This is a genomic window from Sanguibacter gelidistatuariae (genome assembly GCF_900096585.1).
GTDB lineage: Bacteria > Actinomycetota > Actinomycetes > Actinomycetales > Cellulomonadaceae > Sanguibacter > Sanguibacter gelidistatuariae.
Genome location: NZ_FMYH01000003.1, coordinates 107407 through 125699 on the forward strand (window position 1 = coordinate 107407; position 18293 = coordinate 125699).

19 protein-coding genes are annotated in these 18293 nt (G+C 69.6%); 18 read left to right on the forward strand and 1 reads right to left on the reverse strand.

Going from position 1 to position 18293, the window contains the following annotated elements; translation table 11 throughout:
- Positions 1–4 precede the first annotated feature (4 nt).
- The 8 genes from BLQ50_RS08225 to BLQ50_RS08260 all read left to right on the forward strand — a co-directional run bounded on the left by BLQ50_RS08225 (position 5) and on the right by BLQ50_RS08260 (position 6155).
- Positions 5–865: a type II secretion system F family protein gene (locus BLQ50_RS08225; RefSeq protein ID WP_093182805.1), complete on the forward strand. Its 861-nt coding sequence runs from the start codon at positions 5–7 to the stop codon at positions 863–865.
- Positions 862–1782, forward strand: a complete 921-nt coding sequence (locus BLQ50_RS08230; protein WP_342672057.1) for a type II secretion system F family protein — start codon at positions 862–864, stop codon at positions 1780–1782. Before BLQ50_RS08225 ends, BLQ50_RS08230 begins: the two co-directional genes overlap by 4 nt.
- 63 nt (positions 1783–1845) lie before the next feature.
- Positions 1846–2070 carry a hypothetical protein gene (locus BLQ50_RS19030; protein WP_093182806.1) on the forward strand — a complete coding sequence of 75 codons (225 nt, stop codon included), beginning with the start codon at positions 1846–1848 and terminating at the stop codon, positions 2068–2070.
- On the forward strand, positions 2067–2468 hold the full coding sequence (locus BLQ50_RS08240) for a TadE family protein (RefSeq protein ID WP_245701013.1): 402 nt from the start codon (positions 2067–2069) through the stop codon (positions 2466–2468). The genes BLQ50_RS19030 and BLQ50_RS08240 overlap by 4 nt, the downstream gene beginning before the upstream one ends.
- The gene (locus BLQ50_RS08245; protein ID WP_245701015.1) at positions 2465–2998 is read left to right on the forward strand and encodes a pilus assembly protein; all 534 of its coding nucleotides are present in this window, start codon (positions 2465–2467) and stop codon (positions 2996–2998) included. Before BLQ50_RS08240 ends, BLQ50_RS08245 begins: the two co-directional genes overlap by 4 nt.
- Positions 2995–3528 (forward strand): pilus assembly protein TadG-related protein, encoded by a 534-nt coding sequence (locus BLQ50_RS08250; protein WP_139185787.1) that lies wholly within the window; start codon positions 2995–2997, stop codon positions 3526–3528. Before BLQ50_RS08245 ends, BLQ50_RS08250 begins: the two co-directional genes overlap by 4 nt.
- Before the next feature lie 246 nt (positions 3529–3774).
- Positions 3775–5493, forward strand: coding sequence for a glycoside hydrolase family 9 protein (locus BLQ50_RS08255; RefSeq protein WP_093182807.1), 1719 nt, complete (start codon positions 3775–3777; stop codon positions 5491–5493).
- Between the two features lie 44 nt (positions 5494–5537).
- Positions 5538–6155: a GNAT family N-acetyltransferase gene (locus BLQ50_RS08260; protein WP_245701017.1), complete on the forward strand. Its 618-nt coding sequence runs from the start codon at positions 5538–5540 to the stop codon at positions 6153–6155.
- 80 nt (positions 6156–6235) lie between these two features.
- Here the strand turns inward: BLQ50_RS08260 and BLQ50_RS08265 are convergent, their stop codons facing one another.
- Positions 6236–7903 carry a beta-N-acetylhexosaminidase gene (locus tag BLQ50_RS08265; RefSeq protein ID WP_093182810.1) on the reverse strand — a complete coding sequence of 556 codons (1668 nt, stop codon included), beginning with the start codon at positions 7901–7903 and terminating at the stop codon, positions 6236–6238.
- A gap of 332 nt (positions 7904–8235) precedes the next feature.
- Here BLQ50_RS08265 and BLQ50_RS08270 point away from each other — a divergent pair, with 332 nt between their 5' ends.
- From BLQ50_RS08270 to BLQ50_RS08315, 10 genes are all read left to right on the forward strand, one after another.
- Positions 8236–9096: an ABC transporter permease gene (locus BLQ50_RS08270; RefSeq protein ID WP_245701018.1), complete on the forward strand. Its 861-nt coding sequence runs from the start codon at positions 8236–8238 to the stop codon at positions 9094–9096.
- A complete protein-coding gene (locus BLQ50_RS08275; protein ID WP_093182814.1) occupies positions 9093–9986 on the forward strand; it encodes a carbohydrate ABC transporter permease in 894 nt (297 codons plus the stop codon). The genes BLQ50_RS08270 and BLQ50_RS08275 overlap by 4 nt, the downstream gene beginning before the upstream one ends.
- Before the next feature lie 66 nt (positions 9987–10052).
- The gene (locus BLQ50_RS08280; protein WP_139185788.1) at positions 10053–11717 is read left to right on the forward strand and encodes a type 2 periplasmic-binding domain-containing protein; all 1665 of its coding nucleotides are present in this window, start codon (positions 10053–10055) and stop codon (positions 11715–11717) included.
- A gap of 40 nt (positions 11718–11757) precedes the next feature.
- Entirely contained in the window at positions 11758–12510 is a 753-nt protein-coding gene (locus tag BLQ50_RS08285; protein WP_093182816.1) for a ThuA domain-containing protein, read from the forward strand.
- Positions 12507–13319, forward strand: a complete 813-nt coding sequence (locus BLQ50_RS08290) for a sugar phosphate isomerase/epimerase family protein (RefSeq protein ID WP_093182818.1) — start codon at positions 12507–12509, stop codon at positions 13317–13319. Before BLQ50_RS08285 ends, BLQ50_RS08290 begins: the two co-directional genes overlap by 4 nt.
- On the forward strand, positions 13316–14311 hold the full coding sequence (locus BLQ50_RS08295; RefSeq protein WP_093182819.1) for an NAD-dependent epimerase/dehydratase family protein: 996 nt from the start codon (positions 13316–13318) through the stop codon (positions 14309–14311). Before BLQ50_RS08290 ends, BLQ50_RS08295 begins: the two co-directional genes overlap by 4 nt.
- A 92-nt stretch (positions 14312–14403) precedes the next feature.
- Entirely contained in the window at positions 14404–15222 is an 819-nt protein-coding gene (locus BLQ50_RS08300; protein ID WP_245701020.1) for a GntR family transcriptional regulator, read from the forward strand.
- A gap of 202 nt (positions 15223–15424) precedes the next feature.
- Complete coding sequence (locus BLQ50_RS08305; protein ID WP_217629139.1) at positions 15425–16435, forward strand: SIS domain-containing protein; 1011 nt, start codon at positions 15425–15427, stop codon at positions 16433–16435.
- Positions 16432–17358: a BadF/BadG/BcrA/BcrD ATPase family protein gene (locus BLQ50_RS08310; protein ID WP_093182820.1), complete on the forward strand. Its 927-nt coding sequence runs from the start codon at positions 16432–16434 to the stop codon at positions 17356–17358. The genes BLQ50_RS08305 and BLQ50_RS08310 overlap by 4 nt, the downstream gene beginning before the upstream one ends.
- Positions 17355–18278 carry a zinc-dependent alcohol dehydrogenase gene (locus tag BLQ50_RS08315; RefSeq protein WP_093182822.1) on the forward strand — a complete coding sequence of 308 codons (924 nt, stop codon included), beginning with the start codon at positions 17355–17357 and terminating at the stop codon, positions 18276–18278. The genes BLQ50_RS08310 and BLQ50_RS08315 overlap by 4 nt, the downstream gene beginning before the upstream one ends.
- The last annotated feature ends 15 nt before the right edge of the window (positions 18279–18293 follow it).

Here is an 18293-nt window from a genome sequence, read left to right on the forward strand (position 1 = left end):
CGCGATGGGAGTCGTCTGCGGTCTGCTGCTCGGCGCCGGTGTGCTGTGCGTGTGGCTGTCCTGCTGGTCGGGGCCCGCGCGTGCCGCGCGGTCGCAGGCCCGGTGGGCGCTCCAGCTTCAAGACCTGCTTGTCCATTCCGGGGCGGCGTCGGTCACCCCGCGGGGCTTCGTCGGCGCCAGCGCCGCCGTCGCCGCGGTCGCGCTCGTGGTGACGTGGGCGCTGACCGCCTCGGGACCCATCGCGATGGCCTTCGCGCTGATCGCCGGCCTGGGCCCGATGGCGCTCGTGAAGTCCCGGAGCCGCCGTCGCCGGATCGAGCTCCGCGAGCTCTGGCCGGAAGTTGTCGACCACCTCGGATCGGGCGTCCGGGCCGGGCTGTCCCTGCCCGAGGCCGTCGCCCAGATCGGTGAGCGGGGGCCGATCCAGCTGCGCGAACCCTTCCGGGCCTTTGCCCGCGACTACCGGTCCTCGGGACGATTCGAGGAGAGCCTCCTGACGCTCAAGGCGCGTCTCGCGGACCCGGCGGCGGACCGCGTCATCGAGGCCCTGCGGATCACCCGCGACGTGGGCGGGACCGACCTCGGGCGGCTGCTGCGGACACTGTCGGCGTTCCTGCGGGAGGATCTGCGCACGCGCGGTGAGCTCGAGGCGCGCCAGAGCTGGACCGTGGCCGGCGCGCGCACGGCGGCCGCCGGGCCGTGGGTCGTGCTCGCCTTCCTCGCGACCCGCCCGGAGGCCGCGGCCGCCTACAACTCCCCGCTCGGGGCGGGCGTGCTCGTCGGTGGGGCCGCGTGCTCGATCGCGGCCTACCAGCTCATGGTGCGGATCGGGCGGCTGCCCCAGGACATCCGGGTGCTGCGGTGATCGGGGTTCTGATGGGCGCGCTCTTCGCCGCGGGGGTCCTGGTCACCGCCGCGGCGCTGCGCGCGCGGCCGGTCCGCTTCGACGAACGCCTCGCGCCGTACCTCTCGATCCCGGACCCGACGTCGGGTCTGCTCGGGGAGGCGCCCGTGAGCTCTCCCTTCGGCGTCCTGGAACGCCTCGTGGCCCCCTGGCTGCACGACGCCGCGCGCCTGGTCGGGCGGCTCGGCTCACCCACCGCGGAGCTCGAGCGCAAGCTCGCCCGAGCGGGGCGGCTGGAGTCGACCGAGCAGTTCCGGATCACCCAGGTCGCCTGGGGCGCGGTCGGCCTGGCCGGGGGCATCGCGCTCGCGCTCCTGCTGGCCGCGACCCGGCGGCCTTCACCCGTCATGCTGTCGATCCTCGTGCTGGTGGCCGCAGTGTCGATGGTCGTCGCCTGCGACTACCGGCTCGGACAGCAGGTCCGCCGCCGTGAAGAACGAATGATGCTCGAGTTCCCGACGATCGCCGAGCTGCTCGCCCTGTCGGTGGGCGCCGGTGAAGGACCGGTAGGTGCACTCGAGCGGGTGTCACGGTCGGCGCACGGGGAGCTCACGTCCGAGCTGCGGATCACGCTTGCAGCCGTGCGTTCCGGGGTGCCGCTCACCCGAGCCCTCGAGGCGCTCGCCGACCGGACCGGCGTGGCGACCCTGGCCCGCTTTGCCGAGGGGGTCAGCGTCGCGGTCGAGCGCGGGACCCCGCTCGCCGACGTGCTGCGCTTCCAGGCCCAGGACGTCCGCGAGGCCAGTCGCCGGGCGCTCATGGAGCTTGGCGGCAAGAAAGAGGTCCTCATGCTCGTCCCGGTGGTCTTCCTGATCTTGCCGGTCACAGTGGTTTTTGCGGTATTTCCGTCCCTCATCACGCTGCAGATCGGATTGTGAGGTGCCCTGATCGACCTGTTCCGCTCGTCCGTCGCTCCATCCGCTCCTGCGAAAGGGTCACCCATGACCAGCACGACGCACATCCGACGCCCCGTCACCCGGCGCACCCCCGCCCAGCGCTTCGCCACGTTCATGTCTCGGGTCGGTGACCGCGAACGGGGCGATGTGCCTGGATGGGTCCTTATAACCCTTATGACCGCAGGCCTCGTGGTCGCCATCTGGGCGGTCGCCGGCCCCGCGCTCACCGAGATGTTCGACTCCGCCTTGGAGAGCGTCAAGGGACCGTGATCGAGGGCAGGGGCGCGGACCTGGGGGATCGGGAGAGCGGATCGGCCGTCGCTGGCTTCCTGCTCGTGTCCCTCCTGGTCACGGTGATGTTCCTGGGACTGGTCCAGGTGGCCGTGATCGTGCACGTGAGGTCCGTGCTCATCGATTGCGCCGCGGAGGGCGCGCGCCGAGCCTCCCGGGCGGACCGCGGCCTGGCCGACGGCGAGGACCGCACCCGCGAGCTCGTCACCGCGTCCTTGAGTGCGACCTATGCCCGCGACGTGGTGGCGTCGTACGTGACCGACGGGGAACTGGACCTTGTTCAGGTCGAGGTCAGCGCGCCGATCCCGGTGATCGGCCTGTGGGGTCCAGCAGGCGTCATCACGGTGACCGGGCACGCGCTGCGGGAGGGGCCATGACCTGTCCAGACGGCGCGGCGACACCCGCAGCGGGCAGGGCCCTGATCCGCGGGCGCGCGGGCGCGGCCCGCCTCGTGGCGCGCGCTCGTGGCCTCGCCGGGCACGACGACGGGAACGCCCTCGTGGAGTTTCTCGGGGCGGCACTCGTCCTCATGATCCCCACGCTCTACCTCGTGCTGACCCTCGGCCGCGTCCAGGCCGCCGCCTTCGCCGCCCAGGGAGCGGCGAAGGACGCGGGAAGGGCGCTCTCGATCGCCGAGACGGCCGACGCTGGCCTCGACCGAGCCCGCTCCGCCGTCGCCATCGCGCTCGCGGACCAAGGGTTCGACGACGCCGATCCGGCGACTGCGTTGACCATCGCCTGCTCCGCCGTGTGCCTCGCGCCCGGGTCCGAGATCGCCACGACCGTGCGTATCGACGTCACGTTCCCGGGCCTGGGCGGCGGACCCGGCGCGTGGCTCCCGCTGTCGATCCCCGTCTCGGCGCACGTGGTCACGCCCGTCGACGAGTACAAGGAGGCACCGCGATGAGCACCGGTCCTGTCGGCGCGCACCGTAGGTGGGCGTCCCGGCTGCCCGCCCGCGGCGACGAGAGCGGCCAGATCCTCGTCCTGGCGCTCGGCCTCACGCTCGTCGTCCTGCTCCTGGTGACCGTGATCGTGTCGCTCACGGGTATCCACCTGGAGCGCAAACGGCTCATCGACCTCGCCGACAACCTCGCACTCGCGGCCGCCGACGCGATGACCGAGGAGTCCATCTACGGTGCGATCGGGGCACCCGGTGCCCCGAACGCGGGAACCGCCGGACCCGCCAGCACCGACGCGAACCTGCCGCTCACCGACGACGACGTCGTGCGGGCGGTCGCCGACTACCTTGTCGCTCACCCCGACGCGATGAACGGGCTGAGCGACGTCGTCGTGCTCGAGGCAAGCTCGCCCGACGGGCGGTCGGCGCGCGTGGTGCTCACCTCCCTCGCCCAGCCGGCGCTGATCAGTCCGGTGACGAGCCTGTTCTCCGACGGGGTGACACTCAGGGCGCAGTCGACCGCCCGGGTCTGGTGAGCTCTCGGCGGGTCGACGCGGGCTGTGTCCACGACCAAGGCCCCGCGACGCGCTAATGTATCTTCTGGTATGCAGTGGTAGAGGCCAGTCGATGAGGACGTGAAGACGACAGTGACGAAGACGACAGTGGCGCAGACAGCAGCGACGCTCGCAGCCGTGGCGCTGACATCAGCGGCACAAGCAGCGGCAACACCGACAGCGGCAATATCGACCGCGGCAATACAGATCGCGGCGAACCCGCCACCCATGACCATCCTGGCCAACCACCTGGGCTACGGCCTCGCCGGGACCAAGACGGCGATCATCGCGACCGCGGACGACCGGCTCCTCGGTCCCGTCGCGGTGGTCCGGGTCGACGGCGAGGAGGTCATCGTCGCCACGCTCCAGGCCGGCCCGGCACAGACTGTCGACGGCTGGACCACGGGCCGCTATCGCCGCCTCGATCTTGGCGCGATCACAGAGCCCGGGACATACCGCGTCGACGTGACCGACGCCGACCGCACCATCAGCTCCCGGCCGTTCGTGGTGGGGGAGCACCGGCTGCAGTTCCAGACGGTCTCCGACCTGCTCGCCTACTTCCGCGCGGTGCGCTCCTCGGGGGAGATCGACCGCAAGGACCGCCACGCCCGTTTCTACGACGACACCTCCGGCGCCGAGGTCGACGCCCGCGGCGGCTGGCTCGACGCCTCGGGGGACTTCTCCAAGTTCCTCAGCCACCTCACGTACACCACGATGATGAGCCCGCAGCAGATGCCGCTGTGCGCGTGGGCCATGATGGCCGCCCGCGACGAGCTCGCCGGCCGGCACAAGGAGGTCGCCGCGGCGCACGGCAACCGACTGCGCGACGAGGCGCTCTTCGGCGCCGACTTCCTCGTCCGCTTCCAGTCGCCGCAGGGCTTCTTCTACACCGCGATCTTCGACGCGCTCACCAAGAACCTGGACGAACGCGTGATCAACGCGCCCCTGCAGAACAGCGTGCGCACCCAGCGCTGGCAGGCCGCCTACCGCCACGGCGGCGGGCTCGCGATCGCCGCGCTGGCCCGCGCGTCCACCCTCGATACCGACGGCGACTTCAGCCGCCCGGAGTACCTCGCGGCCGCCCGCCGCGGCTTCGACCACCTCGAGGAGCACAACCTCGAGTACCTCTTCGACGGCACCGAGTCGATCATCGACGACTACTGCGCACTGCTGGCCGCCGTCGAGCTGGTGGCCGCCGCGCAGCATGCCGGCGACGACGTCGGTCCCTACCGCGCGGCCGCCCGCCGCCGCGGTGAGTCGCTCGTGGCTCGATACCGCACGGACCCTGGCGGCGTCGGTTACCTCGAGGGCGACGCCGACGGTCGGCCGTTCTTCCACGCGGCTGAGTCCGGGCTGCCGATCATCGCGCTGCTGCGCTTCGTCGAGGTCCTGGACGGGGACTCCTTCGTCGCCGACGCCCGGCGTACGGCGCTCGACCTGGCCCGGGACCTGGTGACGCGGGTGGACGGGGTGGTCAACCCCTTCGGCTACTTCCGCCAGTACGTCCAGCCCGCCGGCGAGCAGCCACGCGACGCGTTCTTCTACCCGCACGAGAACGAGACCGGCTACTGGTGGCAGGGGGAGAACGCCAACATCTCCTCGATCGCCTACGCCGCGACCCTCGCCTCCGAGCTCGACGACTGCGACCCCGCCCTCGCCGCACGGTTGCTGCGGCTGAGCGACGACCAGCTCTCCTGGGTCACCGGTCTCAACCCCTTCGACTCCTCCATGCTCCAGGGCCGCGGGTTCAACAACGTCGAGTACTCGACGGCGTTCCAAAACGTCCCGGGCGGTATCCTCAACGGCGTGACCAGCGGATTCGAGGACGAGAGCGATATTGCCCTCATGCCGAACGGCCCCGCGCAGGGCGGGGACTCCTGGCGTTGGGCCGAGCAGTGGATCCCGCACTCCGGCTGGTTCCTGCTCGCCGTGGCGGCCGCCCGATGAGCGCCGCGACCGGAGCTCACGCGAGTGCTACGACAGTCGCGGGCGTGACGACGCTGCGCCCCTTCGTCCCCTCCGACCTCCCCGGTCTGTACAACATCTGCCTCCGCACGGGCGACTCCGGGGCTGATGCGAGCGCGCTGTACCACGACCCCTTCCTGCTCGGCCACGTCTACGCGGGCCCGTATCCGCTGGCCGACGCGGGACTCACCTTCGTCCTGGTCGGTGCCGATGGGCTGCTCGGCTACATCGTCGCGACCGCGGACACCCTCCGCTTCGAGGAGTGGCTCGAGCGGAGCTGGTGGCCCACGCTGCGCGAGCAGCTCGCGGGTCACCCGGGTACAGATCCCGGCGACGGTTCGCAGGACTGGGAACGGGTGCAGCACATCGCCAGCACCCGTCCCCACGACGACGAGCTCTTCCGCCGGTTCCCGGCACACCTGCACATCGACCTTCTGCCGCAGGCGCAGGGAGGCGGGAACGGCCGCCGGCTCATGGACGTGCTGCTGCACGCGCTGCGCGAGCGCGGGGTCCCCGGCGTGCACCTCGGGGTGGGCGCCGGCAACCCCCGCGCACGAGCCTTCTACCTGGCCCTCGGGTTCACCGAGGAGCGGGTCCACGACTGGGGATCGACGATGGTCCGGGACCTGACGACGGGCGCCTGAGACACGACATACGACGAGGGCCTGCCACACGATTTCTTGTGCGGCAGGCCCTCCCGTATCGCTGATCTAGCGGGCCGCGGTCACGGCTCCTCGGAGACCGAGTCCACCCACTTGCGGGTCTCCTCGATCGTCCCGCTCGCGGTCCGCTGCCAGACCCCGGTCCCGCCCTGCTGCCACGGGTGCGGCCCGTCGAGCGGACGGTAGGCGACCCCAAGCGCCTCCAGACGGTCCAGGTGTCTTACGAGCCGCGCGAACAGGTCGGTGGGGTCGGCGGGAGTGCCTGCCCACAGCACCTCGGACAGCACCGCGGCACGCGGGAAGACGAGGTAGTCGATGCGCTCCTCGGTCGGCACCCACTCGGTCCACACCTGGAACTGACCTCCGAGCACGTGGGAGCGCTGCTCGGGCGTCCAGTCCGCGGGGGCCGGGGCGAAGGCGGCCACGTCGTCGAGCGTGATCGGTCCGCCTTCTGAGCGTGGTTCGTCGGGGTCGGAGGACTGATCGAAGTTGAAGTACGTCGGGAAGAGCGGGGACCGGATGACGTCGTGCGTCGTCGCGGCACGGGCTGCGGCGTTGTCGCCGCGCCAGGCCATGACGATCGTGTCCTCGAGCACCCCGCCGGTCACGTACCCCTCGTCCCAGACGATCGTGCGAATGCCCCGGCCCTGCAGGTGCGTGGCGAGCGCCCTCAGCATGTGGCCGTGCATCTCGCGGGCCTGGGTGTATCCGTGGGTTGTCATCTCGGCGGCGATCGCCGGGTCGGCCTCCCACCAGGACATGTCGCACTCGTCGCCGCCCAGGTGGACGTACGGCGGGTCCATCGCCTCGCACAGCTCGTCAAGCACCTCGGCGAGGAAGGCGATGACCGGCTCGGTCGGGCTGATGGATGACCCGCCCGCCCACACCGTGTCCTGGATCGTGTGCTCGACGCCGGGCTGTCCCAGGTCGGGGTATGCGGCGCGCAGCGCGCTCGTGTGCCCGGGGATGTCGATCTCGGGGACGACGACGATGCCGCGGGCGCGGCCGTATGCGGCGATCTCGGCGAGGTCGGCGAGGGTGTACTGGCCGCCGTGCGGGGTGTTGTCGTGCTCGCCCTCGGGTCCGAGCTTGGTCGAGGCCCGCCACGACGCGTGGCTGGCGAGCCGGGGGAACCGCTCGCTCGCGATCCGCCAGCCCTGGTCGTCGCTCAGGTGCAGGTGCAGCCGGTTGAAGCGGTGCGCGGCGAGCAGGTCGATGTAGCGCAGGACGGTGCGCTTGGGGAAGAAGTGCCGCGCGACGTCGAGCATGCCGCCGCGCCAGGGGAACACGGGGGAGTCCTCGACCATCCCGCACGGCAGGGACCAGGTCCCGTGGCCAGGACCGGCGAGCCGCAGCGCGTCGGCGGGCAGGAGCTGGGTGAAGGTCGTGAGCGCGTGGACCAGTCCTTGGGCGCCGCTGACCTCGACGTGGATGCCGGCGGGGGTGACCGTGACCCGGTACCACTCCTCGGCGCGGCCGGTGACGGCAGTCACGGTCACGAGGGCGGGGCCGGCGGCGGCTCCAGATGGTCCAGCCGCGGGTGTCTCTACGGACCCGGTCGCAGCCTGAATGGTCAGACCACGGCGTACCAGTGTCTCGATGGTCTGAGCCATCAGATGGGCACTCTCGGGGCTCCCCGAGCGGACGATCACGCCGTCTCTGAGGGACAGGTTCCCACCGTGCGCCATTGCGATTGTGGGACGGGGGAGCAGATTTTCGTAGTTTTCCATGCTTCTCCAGAACGTTCGGTAGAACCAGGTGCCGCTGGGGACGGGCTGCGGTGCCCGTGGTGCAGATGCCGTGCGAGGACCAGGAATGGTGATGGTTGTCACCCTCTTGGTTCTAGTGGTATCTTACATGGCAACCGATGGTCTTGCTTGGTCCGCACAGTGGCGGACTGAGAGCCATGGACGAGGAAGAGGGCAGCGTGGCACTTGATCAAGCACCAGCGCCGGCGGTCTCGCGTCGACGCTCAGCGGGTCGCTCCCCGGGAGCACCACGCGAGCAGAAGCGGCACGTCGCCTTTCTCACGCGGCTGCGTCGTGACTATCCCCTGTTGATCATGGTGGCGCCGACCGTGATCGTGCTGGGGTTGTTCACCTACATCCCCCTGCTCGGCAATGCGATCGCCTTCATGGACTACGTGCCCTTCCTGGGGTTCGGCGGGTCCGCGTGGGTCGGGTTCGACAACTTCACAGCGCTGTTCCACGACGACGCGTTCTGGAACGCGCTCGTGAACACGCTGCAGATCACGGCCCTCCAGCTGCTGTTGTTCTTCCCCATCCCGATCGCCCTCGCAGTGTTCCTGCACTCGGTCCTGCACTCGTCGATCAAGCGGTTCGTGCAGTCCGTGATCTACCTGCCGCACTTCTTGTCCTGGGTCATCATCGTCGCACTGTTCCAGCAGATGTTCGGAGGTGCGGGCGCCCTCAACCGCTTCCTCGTGACCAACGGCGTGAGTCCGCTCGACATCATGTCGAACCCCGACACGTTCAAGCTGTTGCTCGTCTTCCAGGGAGTCTGGAAGGACGCCGGCTGGGGGACCATCATCTTCCTCGCGGCCATCGCCGCGATCGATGCGAGCCAGTACGAGGCCGCCACGATCGACGGGGCCGGTTCCGGAATGCGGTTCTGGCACGTCACGCTGCCGGGGATGCGCCCGATCATCGTGCTCATGCTGATCCTCCGCCTCGGTGACGCCCTCTCGGTCGGATTCGAGCAGATCCTGCTCCAGCGAGACGCCGTCGGACCGGGGGCCGCCGAGGTCCTCGACACCTACGTGTACTTCAACGGCATCGTCGACGGGAACTGGGGGGCGGCGACAGCCGCCGGCCTGCTCAAGGGGATCGTCAGTCTGGTCCTGGTGCTTGGCGCCAACAGCCTCGCCCACAAGCTCGGAGAAGAAGGGATCTACCAACGATGAGCGCCGTCGAACGTCCCGCGTGGATGGGCAAGCCGCGTCTGAGCACGTCGATCGTGCGCGGGATCGCCCTTGTCCTCATCTGCCTCGTGGTCATCTTCCCCTTCGTCGTGGTCGTCTCCACGAGCCTGGCCACCCAGGCCGACATCGACGCCAACGGCGGGTATGTCATCTGGCCGGCGAGCTTCTCCCTGGACGCCTACCACCAGATCTTCAACGGGACCCAGGTCACCCGGGCCATCATCATCAGCATCGGCATCACCGCGGTCGGAACGGCGTTCAGCCTGTTCTGCACCGTGCTGGCGGCCTACGGCCTGTCCCGCAAGGGGTCGCTGTTCCAGCGCGGCCTGCTGACCTTCGTCCTCATCACGTTGCTGTTCGGTCCGGGCATGATCCCGGTCTACCTCATGGTGAAGAACCTCGGCATGCTCAACACCTACTGGGCCCTCATCATCCCGGGGGCAGTGAGCGCGTTCAACATCATCATCATCCGTGGGTTCATCCAAGGAATCCCGGGGGAGATCTTCGACGCGGCGCGGATCGACGGCGCGAGCGAGTGGAAGGTGCTCTCCAAGATCGTGCTCCCGCTCTCGGTGGCCGCGGTCGCGGTCGTGGGGCTGTTCTTGGCCGTCGGCTACTGGAACAACTACTTCGGCCCGCTGCTCTACCTCAACGACTCGAACATGTGGCCGCTGCAGCTGCTCATGCGGTCCTTCGTCCTGCAGGGAAACGTCTCCTCGACGGCGACGAACATCCCCGGGACGGTCCCGCCCCCTCAGCAAGCGATCCAGATGGCGCTCGTGGTCATCGCGACGCTCCCCATCTTGTGCGCCTACCCGTTCCTCACCAAGCACATGTCCAAGGGCATGCTGACCGGCGCCGTCAAGGGCTGATCGATCTTCACACGTCACGGGCTGACCGGCCCATACATATCAAACCCATACACACCAGGAGAGAAAATGACGCAACACCGTGGTTCCGCATTTGGGCTCGACGCACAGGGCATGTCACGCCGATCGCTGCTCAAGGGTGGCCTGATCGGAGCGGCTGCGCTCGCCTTCGGCGGCTCGATCCTGTCCGCCTGCAGCAGCAGCGGCGGGGGCGGGACGGCCGCAGCGGGAGGAAGCGGCCTGCCGCTCGCGGCGATGCCCGTGAACGTCCCACCCCTCAAGCCGGAGCCCTTCCTGGCCGGCAACGCCCAGGGCGTGATGGACGTCTACAAGTCCTTCCCGCTGGACGGGCCCAAGACCGTGGCACAGACGGTCGGTGACGGCAGCGACTTCGAGTTCCTCGTCATGACCTACGGCCAGCCGGCGCCGCCGCTCAAGGAGAACGCCTACTGGCAGCTCCTCAACTCCGAGCTCAACCTCAACCTCAAGCCGATCATGGTCCCCTACGCGGACTTCCCGACGAAGTTCCCCGCCCTCGTGGCCGGAGACGACCTCCCCGAGGTCGTGTCGGTGCCGATGTACATGAACGTCCCGCGACTGCCCGAGCTCGCGGCGGCGAAGTTCACCGACCTGTCGGAGTACCTGGCCGGCGACGCGGTCAAGAAGTACCCGAACCTCGCCGGCATCCAGGAATCGGCATGGAGCAACTCCTTCCTCGGTGGCCGCCTCTACGGTGTGCCGAAGTCTGACCCGATCTTCGGCGGGCAGCTCTACACCAAGACCGACCTCTTCGAGGCGGCCGGGGTGAGCGAGCACCCGCAGAGCCTGGAGGAGTTCAAGGCGAACGCCGCCGCGCTGACCGACAGCAAGGCCGGGGTGTACGCCTTCGGCGGCATCATCACCGACTTCATGCTGCAGACCTTCGGCGTGCCGAACAAGTGGGCACGTTCCACAGACGGCACCTTCGTGCCCCACTACGAGCACGAGGCGTTCGTCCCCGCGATCGCCGCCATGGCCGACATGTACAAGGCCGGCTACTTCCACCCCGACACCGCCACGCTCGAGAAGACGCAGCGGGACGCGTTCTTCCGGACCTCGCGCCTGGCGATGCTTTACGACGGGAACCGTGCCTTCGGCATCATCTCCGACGATCACGATCTGAAGTTCGGGATGGCACGCAGCTTCGAGAAGGACGGCGGCACCCCGGTCTACTGGACCGGCGGAGGCGCCTACGCGATCACCATGCTGTCCAAGACCGACGACGCGGCGAAGATCGACCGGTTCCTCAAGGTCATGGACTGGCTCTCGGCGCCCTTCGGCTCGCACGAGTCCTTCATCCAGTCCTACGGCGCCGAAGGGGACAACTTCGACTACGTCGACGGCATCCCGGTGCTCAACGACCGTGGACAGCGCGAGCAGGACCTCGGCTTCGCCTACATCGCCGGCGGACCGCAGATCCTGTGCAACCCGCAGGGCGCACCTGACAACGACGAGGCCATCCACACGTGGCAGACCTCGGTCATCCCGTTCCTCGACGACAACCCGGCCCAGCACCTGTTCTCCGAGACGGCTAACGCCAAGAGCGGTTCGCTCGAGCAGGGCGTCAACGACGCGATCATGTCGGTGTTCCTGGGACGCGAGCCCGCCGCCACGCTCGAGAAGGCGATCAAGACCTGGAAGACGAGCGGCGGCGACAAGATGGCCACCGAGTACGCCGAAGCCTACGTCGGCTGACAGTCCCACCCCCGAGAGCTGAGTTCCCCGAAGGAGCACTGTGAAGATTTCTAGACCTCTGCGCGCACTGGTCGTCGTCGACGGAAGCGACGTCCACCACGACCTGCTCGGAGCTTCGAGCGCGTTGCGTGACATCGTCCTGGAGGCAGGCGTCGTCGCGGAACCGGCTCTCGGGCTGGACCGGTTCGTCGATGCGGCACCGCCGACCTCGGAGGCCGACGTGTTTGTCCTCTACCGGTCCAGCGTCGCATTCGACCCGGCCCAGCAGCAGGCACTGGCAGATCGGGTCGCCGCGGGAGCCGGGCTCGTCCTGCTCCATGCGAGCAACCTGTTCGGTTATGGCCCGCACGGCATGGCCGGTGACGCGGTCGCCCACGAGCTCTTCGGCTCGACCTACGTCTCCCACGGGAGCAACGGCTCCGAGGGGACATACACGGTCGAGGTCGTCGGGGAGCACCCGGTCACGGCGCACCTGGGGGACTTTGTTCTGGAGGACGAGTACTACGTCATCTCCACGCGCGACGACGTGACCGTCATCGCCGAGCGCAGCGACCCCGACGGCGGCACCCAGCCGGTTGCCTACGTCCGCGACCACGGAGCGGGCCGGGTCTGCTACATCGCCCTCGGCCACGACATGCGAGCCTGGGGCAGCCCGTACTTCCGCCAGCTCGTGCGCCAGGCGGTTCTGTGGACCGGTGGCGTCGAGGCGGAGGACATCCAGTCCTGGTCAACCCGGTTCCCGCTCGGCAACGGCCGGTTCATCGGACCCGGCGCGGCCGAGGACCCCTCATGACGGTCACGTCGGCGGCCACGTGGCGCCCGTCCCCGGCCGTGGCCCAGCTGTGGTCGGTGCACACACTGGCCGCCCGCGACCTCCGGGGCACGCTCGCGCGAATCGCTGACATCGGGTTCTTCGGCGTCGAGCCGATCTCGCTCTACGGCCACAGCGCGGCAGACACTCGCGCGATCCTCGACGACCTCGGGCTGACCATGACGAGCGCGCACGTCGACTTTCCGGTCGGGGACGCGGGGGAGCGGGTCCTGGACTGCTACGCGGATCTCGGCGTGCAGACCCTCGTGTGGAGCATGGAGCCGGCGGAGTTCGCGAGCCCCGAGCTCGTGCGTGCCGGCGTCGAACGGGTCAACGAGGCGGCCCGTCGGGCCGCGGCCCGCGGGATGACGATCGGCTACCACAACCACTTTGCCGAGTTCACGAACAGCTGGGGCGGTCGCTCGGCCTACGAGCACCTGCTCGACGTCCTGGACCCGGCTGTGGTCCTGGAGGTCGACCTCTACTGGGCGACCGTCGCCGGGGTCGACGCGGCCGAGCTTGTGCGCGGCCGGGGAGACCGGGTTCGTCTGCTGCACGTCAAGGACGGCCCGGCCACCGGGATGGACGACGTGATGACCGCCCTCGGCGAGGGCGCGGTGCACGTCGACGACACCGTCCGGGCCTGCTCGGCGCTCGAGAGCTGCATCGTCGAGCTCGACCGCACCGAGGGGGACATGTTCGACGCGCTCGCCCAGTCCTACGACTACCTGCTCGACCGCTCGCTGGCCACCGGCCGGCTCCCCTCCCGCACCGAAAGGCCATCCCTATGAGCCAGCTCAAGGTTCTCTTCCTCGGTGGCACCGGCGTCATCAGCTCGGCCTGCGCCGAGGTGGCCCGCGCCGCCGGCCACGACCTCACGATCGTCACCCGTGGCACGGGAGGGCGACGCCCGATCCCCGAGGGCGTGCGCTCCGTCGTCGCCGACGTGCGCGACTCCGTGGCCCTGGCGGCGGCGCTCGGCGACGCGACCTACGACGTCGTCGTGGACTTCATCGGCTATTCGCCCGACGACGTCGCGCAGGACGTGGAGATGTTCGCCGGGAAGGTGAGCCAGTTCGTCTTCGTCTCCACCTGCTCGGTGTATGCCCACCCGGCCGCCGTGCTGCCGATCACCGAGGGGGCCCGGCGCAGCGCGCCGCTCTTCGAGTACCCGGCGAACAAGATCCGCTGCGAGCTCCTGCTCGAGGAGGCCCAGCGTGAGACTGGGTTCCCGGTCACGATCGTTCGCCCCTCGCACGTCTACGACGCCACGACGCTCCCGCTCCTGGCCGGCTGGACCGCGGTCCAGCGGATGCGGGACGGGCGTCCCGTCGTTGTGCACGGAGACGGGACGTCGCTGTGGAACCTCATGCACGCCAAGGACCTCGCGCGGGCCTTCGTGCCGCTCCTGGGCAACCCGCACGCGATCGGCGAGGCTGTGCAGATCACCTCGTCCGAGCTGATCACCTGGGACCAGATCCATCAGACCGTCGCCGCGGCCGCCGGGTGCGAGCCGGTGCTCGTGCACCGTTCGAGCGAGGACATCGGCAAGGTCGTCGAGTGGATGGATGTGGTGCTGGGTGAGGACTTCCGGCATTGCGTCATCTATGACCGGTCCAAGCTGTCGCGACTCGTGCCTGGCTTCAGCGAAGAATTCTCCCTTGCGCGCGGCATGCGTGAGACGCTCACGTGGTTTGATGCGGGAACAGGGCGTCGGAGTGTGGACAGCGGACTTGACGCGGCATTCGATACGCTCGCCTCGGATGCACAGATGTCGCAGTAGGGCAGGGTTGCCCGCCTGGCGACATGCATCCAGTCTTGCCGCGCCAGCACTCAGCACAGCAGCACCCTCGGGGCCCCATCATGGTGGGTCGCGTGGCTAGCAGGATCAAGGAGGTCGCCGGTGGCCTCCTGTCAGGGAGGTTGGAGAACATGGCGGAGTCGACGCTGTCGGTGACGGATGACCCGAACCCCTTGTGGGTGCAGGCCGCGAACGTGATCCGGCATCGGATCGCTGATCAGACGCTGCCCCCGGGACGGCGGCTGCCAGCCGAACGTGACCTGTGCCAGCAGCTCGGCGTGAGCCGGGTGACCCTGCGCAAGGCCCTGCAGCAGCTGGTCGAGGAGGGGGTGCTGAGCTCCTCCCACGGCCGGGGTTGGTACGTCGCCAAGGCGCACGCCGAACCAGAGTGGCCCAACACGCTCGAGTCGTTCACGGAGACGGCCCGCCGCAAGGGGCTCGAGCCGTCCTCGACCGTCCTGGTGGCTGAGGTGGTCCCGGCGACCTTCGACGAGGCCGAAGAGTTCGGGATCGTCGCGGGAACCGACATCTTCCGCCTGGTCCGGGTCCGTCACCTGGACGGACTGGCGATCGGGGTCGACGACTCACGGGTGCCGCTTGCGCTCGTGGAGGGGATCGAGACTGTCGACTTCACCCACGCGTCGCTGCTGCGGGAGCTGTCCGAGCGCCAGATCGAGACGGCTCAGGCCGATTCGATCATCGAGGCACGGGGGTGCAGCGCCGAACTGGCCGAACCCCTCGGACTCACAGCGGGAGACCCGGTGCTTGCCATGCGTCAGGTGCTCGAAGACCACTCAGGACGGACGGTCCTCATCACGACGATCAACTACCGGGGTGACCGCTACCGTCTGCACACCACGTTTGCCCGGGTTCCCGGGCCTCGCTTCCCCTAGCGGTCATCGCCGCAGACCGATGTGCGCGGAAGAACTCTGCCCGCCTTTGGTCTAGACTGGTATTAGTAAATGTCTTCCATGGTTCTTCGTCGGTCATTGATGCGGGAGCGTGGGTACAACGTGAGAGGAATCAGCCGTGGCAGGTCAGCGCATCGACTATCGGGTAGCACAGCAGGGGCAAGCTGCCGCGCTGGAGAGGATCGTGAGCCGGGTTCAGTCCCAGCTCGCGGTCCTGCCGGGGGGCGACCGGCGTCCAGGCGATGCTTCTGTGGTCTTCTTTGGTATGGGCGCTAGCTTTGCGGCGTGCGCCGTGCCGGTCGCGATCCTGGCGGCAGCAGGGGTACGGGCGACGCGCGAGATCGCCAGCGAGATGCACGCCGGGCTCGCCGTCCCGGCGAACACGCTGGCGATCGGCGTCTCCCAGTCCGGCCGCAGTCCCGAGACCGTCGAGGTCCTGCGCCGCGTTCCGGCCGACCGGCGCTGCGTGCTGACCAACGTCGCCGGAGCGGCCCTGTCGGACGTGACGGGCCTCAGCTACGACCTCGGCTCCGAGCAGGACAGCTATGCCTCGACGATCGGGTACACCGGAACCATCGTCGGCCTCGCGATGCTCGCCGAGCACCTGCTCGGCGCTACTGCCCAGGACGCCGCGGCTGGATGGCATGGCATCGGCAGCACGCTGTCCGCCGTCGAGAAGGAGACCGCGCCTCTGGTCGCGGCCGTCGCCCAGGCATCGGCCGGGGTCGTCGCGGCCGACGTCGTGGCTTCTGGTCCCTCACGTGCCGCCTCCGAGGCAGGCGCGCTGCTGCTCCGCGAGGTCTGCCGGGTGCCGTCCGCGGCCCTGGTGACTCGCAACTACCTGCACGGGGAGATGGAGGCGGCCGGAGACACCCTCCACGTGATCATCGGTGACGGCCGCGAGCGTCGCCTGGCGCGCACGCTCGCCGACGCCGGCCACGTCACGCTCCTGGTGACCACCGCCGATGCTGCTGCTGCGACCGATACCGCGATGACTGACACGTACCCGATCCCGGCCGCGGGCGGGGCGCTGCACCTGATCACGTTGCCGCGGGTGAGCATGCCGGTCCGGGTCGTGCTGGAGACGCTCGTGCTGCAGCAGCTCGCCGGTGCCCTCGCCGACGCGCGGGACATCGAGATCGAGGACTTCGTGTTCGAGCACGACGACACGAAGATCGGCGGCATGGTTCAGTGAGTTTCTACGTCGGGGTCGACGTCGGCGGGACCAAGACTCATATCAAGGTTGTCGTCGGTGAGCACGTGCTGACCGACCACGTCGGCCCGAGCACGGGCTGGGACGCGGTCCCCGCCCCGCAGGCCGCCGACTGGCTCACCAGACACATCCGGTCCGCCGTCCTGCGCGCGGTCAACGACGCCGCACTGATCCCCGACCACGTCGTGGTCGGAGCGCACGGTTGCGAGACGCAGCAGCAGTGCACCGATCTTGAGCGCGCGCTGCGGGAGCGGCTGGAGACGGACTGCACGGTCGTCAACGACGCGCACCTGCTCGTGCCGGCCGCCGGCCTGTCCAGCGGCATCGGGCTCGTCGCCGGGACGGGGGCCATCGCCGTCGGGCACCGGGCGGACGACGGATCTGCGATCTCAGCCGGCGGCTGGGGCTGGGTGCTCGGCGACGACGGCTCCGCCTCGGCCCTCGTGCGCGAAGGCGCACGTGCGCTGCTGCGCCTCGCTGACGCCGGCGCGCCGTCCGACGTTCTCGAGCGCCATCTTCTTGAGTCCTTCGCGGCGCCGGACCTGGTCACCCTCGCCCACGCGATGAGCTGGGACGGCGGTGTGGAGACCTGGGGCGCGCACGCCCACGCGATCTTCGCCGCGGCCGAGGAGGGGTCCGCCGCGGCGGCCGGCGTCATCGTCGACGGTGCCCGGTCCCTCGCGACCCTCGTCGCCGCTCTGGTGGCGCGCGGCGCCGCCGGCGCGGACGTCGTCGTGGCCGGCGGCGTCGTGACCGCTCAGCCGCGCCTGCGCAACGCCCTCTTCGATGCCCTCGCCCAGCAGGCCCCAGGCCTGCGGCTGCACATCCTGGAACGTCCGCCCGTCGACGGCGCGCTCGCCCTGGCGCGCGCCGGCACCCACCGCTCTGGAAGGAACGCCACATGAAGGTCAGCGAAGTTATAGGACCTGGAGTGTCCCGGATCGTCGAGGAAGAGGTGCCGGTCCCCGGACCGGGGGAGGTTCTCGTCCGACTGAGCGCCTCGGGCGTCTGCGCCTCCGACCGCGGGGCCTGGGCCGATCACGCAGGCCCCGAGCCGCGACGGCTCGGGCACGAGTTCGCCGGGCATGTGGAGTCCGTGGGCGAGAACGTCTACGGCTGGGCGCCGGAGGCTGCGGTCACAGGCTTTGCCTCGCCCGCCTTCGCCGAGCACGTCGTGGTGGCCGCGTCCGACCTCTTCGAGCTGCCCCCGAACGTCCCGACATGGGCCGGGCTCGGCGAGCCGCTCGCCTGCATCACCGAGGCGGTGCTGCGCAGCGGGATCGAAGCTGGCATGCAGGTCGCCGTCGTCGGCCTGGGGTTCATGGGACTCGGCGCGCTCCAGGTCGTGCGGTCGCTCGGGGCCGAGGTCACGGCCTTCGACGTCGCCGCGTACTCGCTCGAGCTGGCGGGCGCGCTCGGGGCGAACGCCGTGCACGACGCCCTGTCCTTCCCGGCCGCGTTGCGCGGGACCTTCGACGTGGTGATCGAGTTCAGCGGCAGCGCCGCGGCCCTGGCGACCGCGGGTGACCTGGTCGCCCAGCACGGGACGCTGTGCATCGGCGGCTACCACCACGACGGCCGCCGTGACCTCGACGTCAACCTCTGGTACCGCTCTGTCACGATCGTGTCCGGCTTCACGTCCCAGCGGTGGCGCACGCGCGCGGCTCTCGCGCACGGGCTCGACCTCATGGCGCGCCGCGAGCTGACCTTCGAGCCGCTCGTGACGCACCGGTTCCCCCTCGACGCCGTCGACGAGGCCTACCAGCTGTTCATCGACCGGCCCCGCGGGTTCGTCAAGGCCGTCATCGACCTCGGTGACGCATGAGTCTCACGTCGCCTG

Excerpts from the sequence above, each read along its gene's own strand:
- BLQ50_RS08225 (WP_093182805.1), top strand. The coding sequence starts at position 5 with ATGGGAGTCGTCTGCGGTCTGCTGCTCGGCGCCGGTGTGCTGTGCGTG.
- BLQ50_RS19030 (WP_093182806.1), top strand. The coding sequence starts at position 1,846 with ATGACCAGCACGACGCACATCCGACGCCCCGTCACCCGGCGCACCCCC.
- BLQ50_RS08245 (WP_245701015.1), top strand. The coding sequence starts at position 2,465 with ATGACCTGTCCAGACGGCGCGGCGACACCCGCAGCGGGCAGGGCCCTG.
- BLQ50_RS08250 (WP_139185787.1), top strand. The coding sequence starts at position 2,995 with ATGAGCACCGGTCCTGTCGGCGCGCACCGTAGGTGGGCGTCCCGGCTG.
- BLQ50_RS08255 (WP_093182807.1), top strand. The coding sequence starts at position 3,775 with ATGACCATCCTGGCCAACCACCTGGGCTACGGCCTCGCCGGGACCAAG.
- BLQ50_RS08265 (WP_093182810.1), bottom strand. The coding sequence starts at position 7,903 with ATGGAAAACTACGAAAATCTGCTCCCCCGTCCCACAATCGCAATGGCG.
- BLQ50_RS08270 (WP_245701018.1), top strand. The coding sequence starts at position 8,236 with ATGGTGGCGCCGACCGTGATCGTGCTGGGGTTGTTCACCTACATCCCC.
- BLQ50_RS08275 (WP_093182814.1), top strand. The coding sequence starts at position 9,093 with ATGAGCGCCGTCGAACGTCCCGCGTGGATGGGCAAGCCGCGTCTGAGC.
- BLQ50_RS08280 (WP_139185788.1), top strand. The coding sequence starts at position 10,053 with ATGACGCAACACCGTGGTTCCGCATTTGGGCTCGACGCACAGGGCATG.
- BLQ50_RS08290 (WP_093182818.1), top strand. The coding sequence starts at position 12,507 with ATGACGGTCACGTCGGCGGCCACGTGGCGCCCGTCCCCGGCCGTGGCC.
- BLQ50_RS08295 (WP_093182819.1), top strand. The coding sequence starts at position 13,316 with ATGAGCCAGCTCAAGGTTCTCTTCCTCGGTGGCACCGGCGTCATCAGC.
- BLQ50_RS08315 (WP_093182822.1), top strand. The coding sequence starts at position 17,355 with ATGAAGGTCAGCGAAGTTATAGGACCTGGAGTGTCCCGGATCGTCGAG.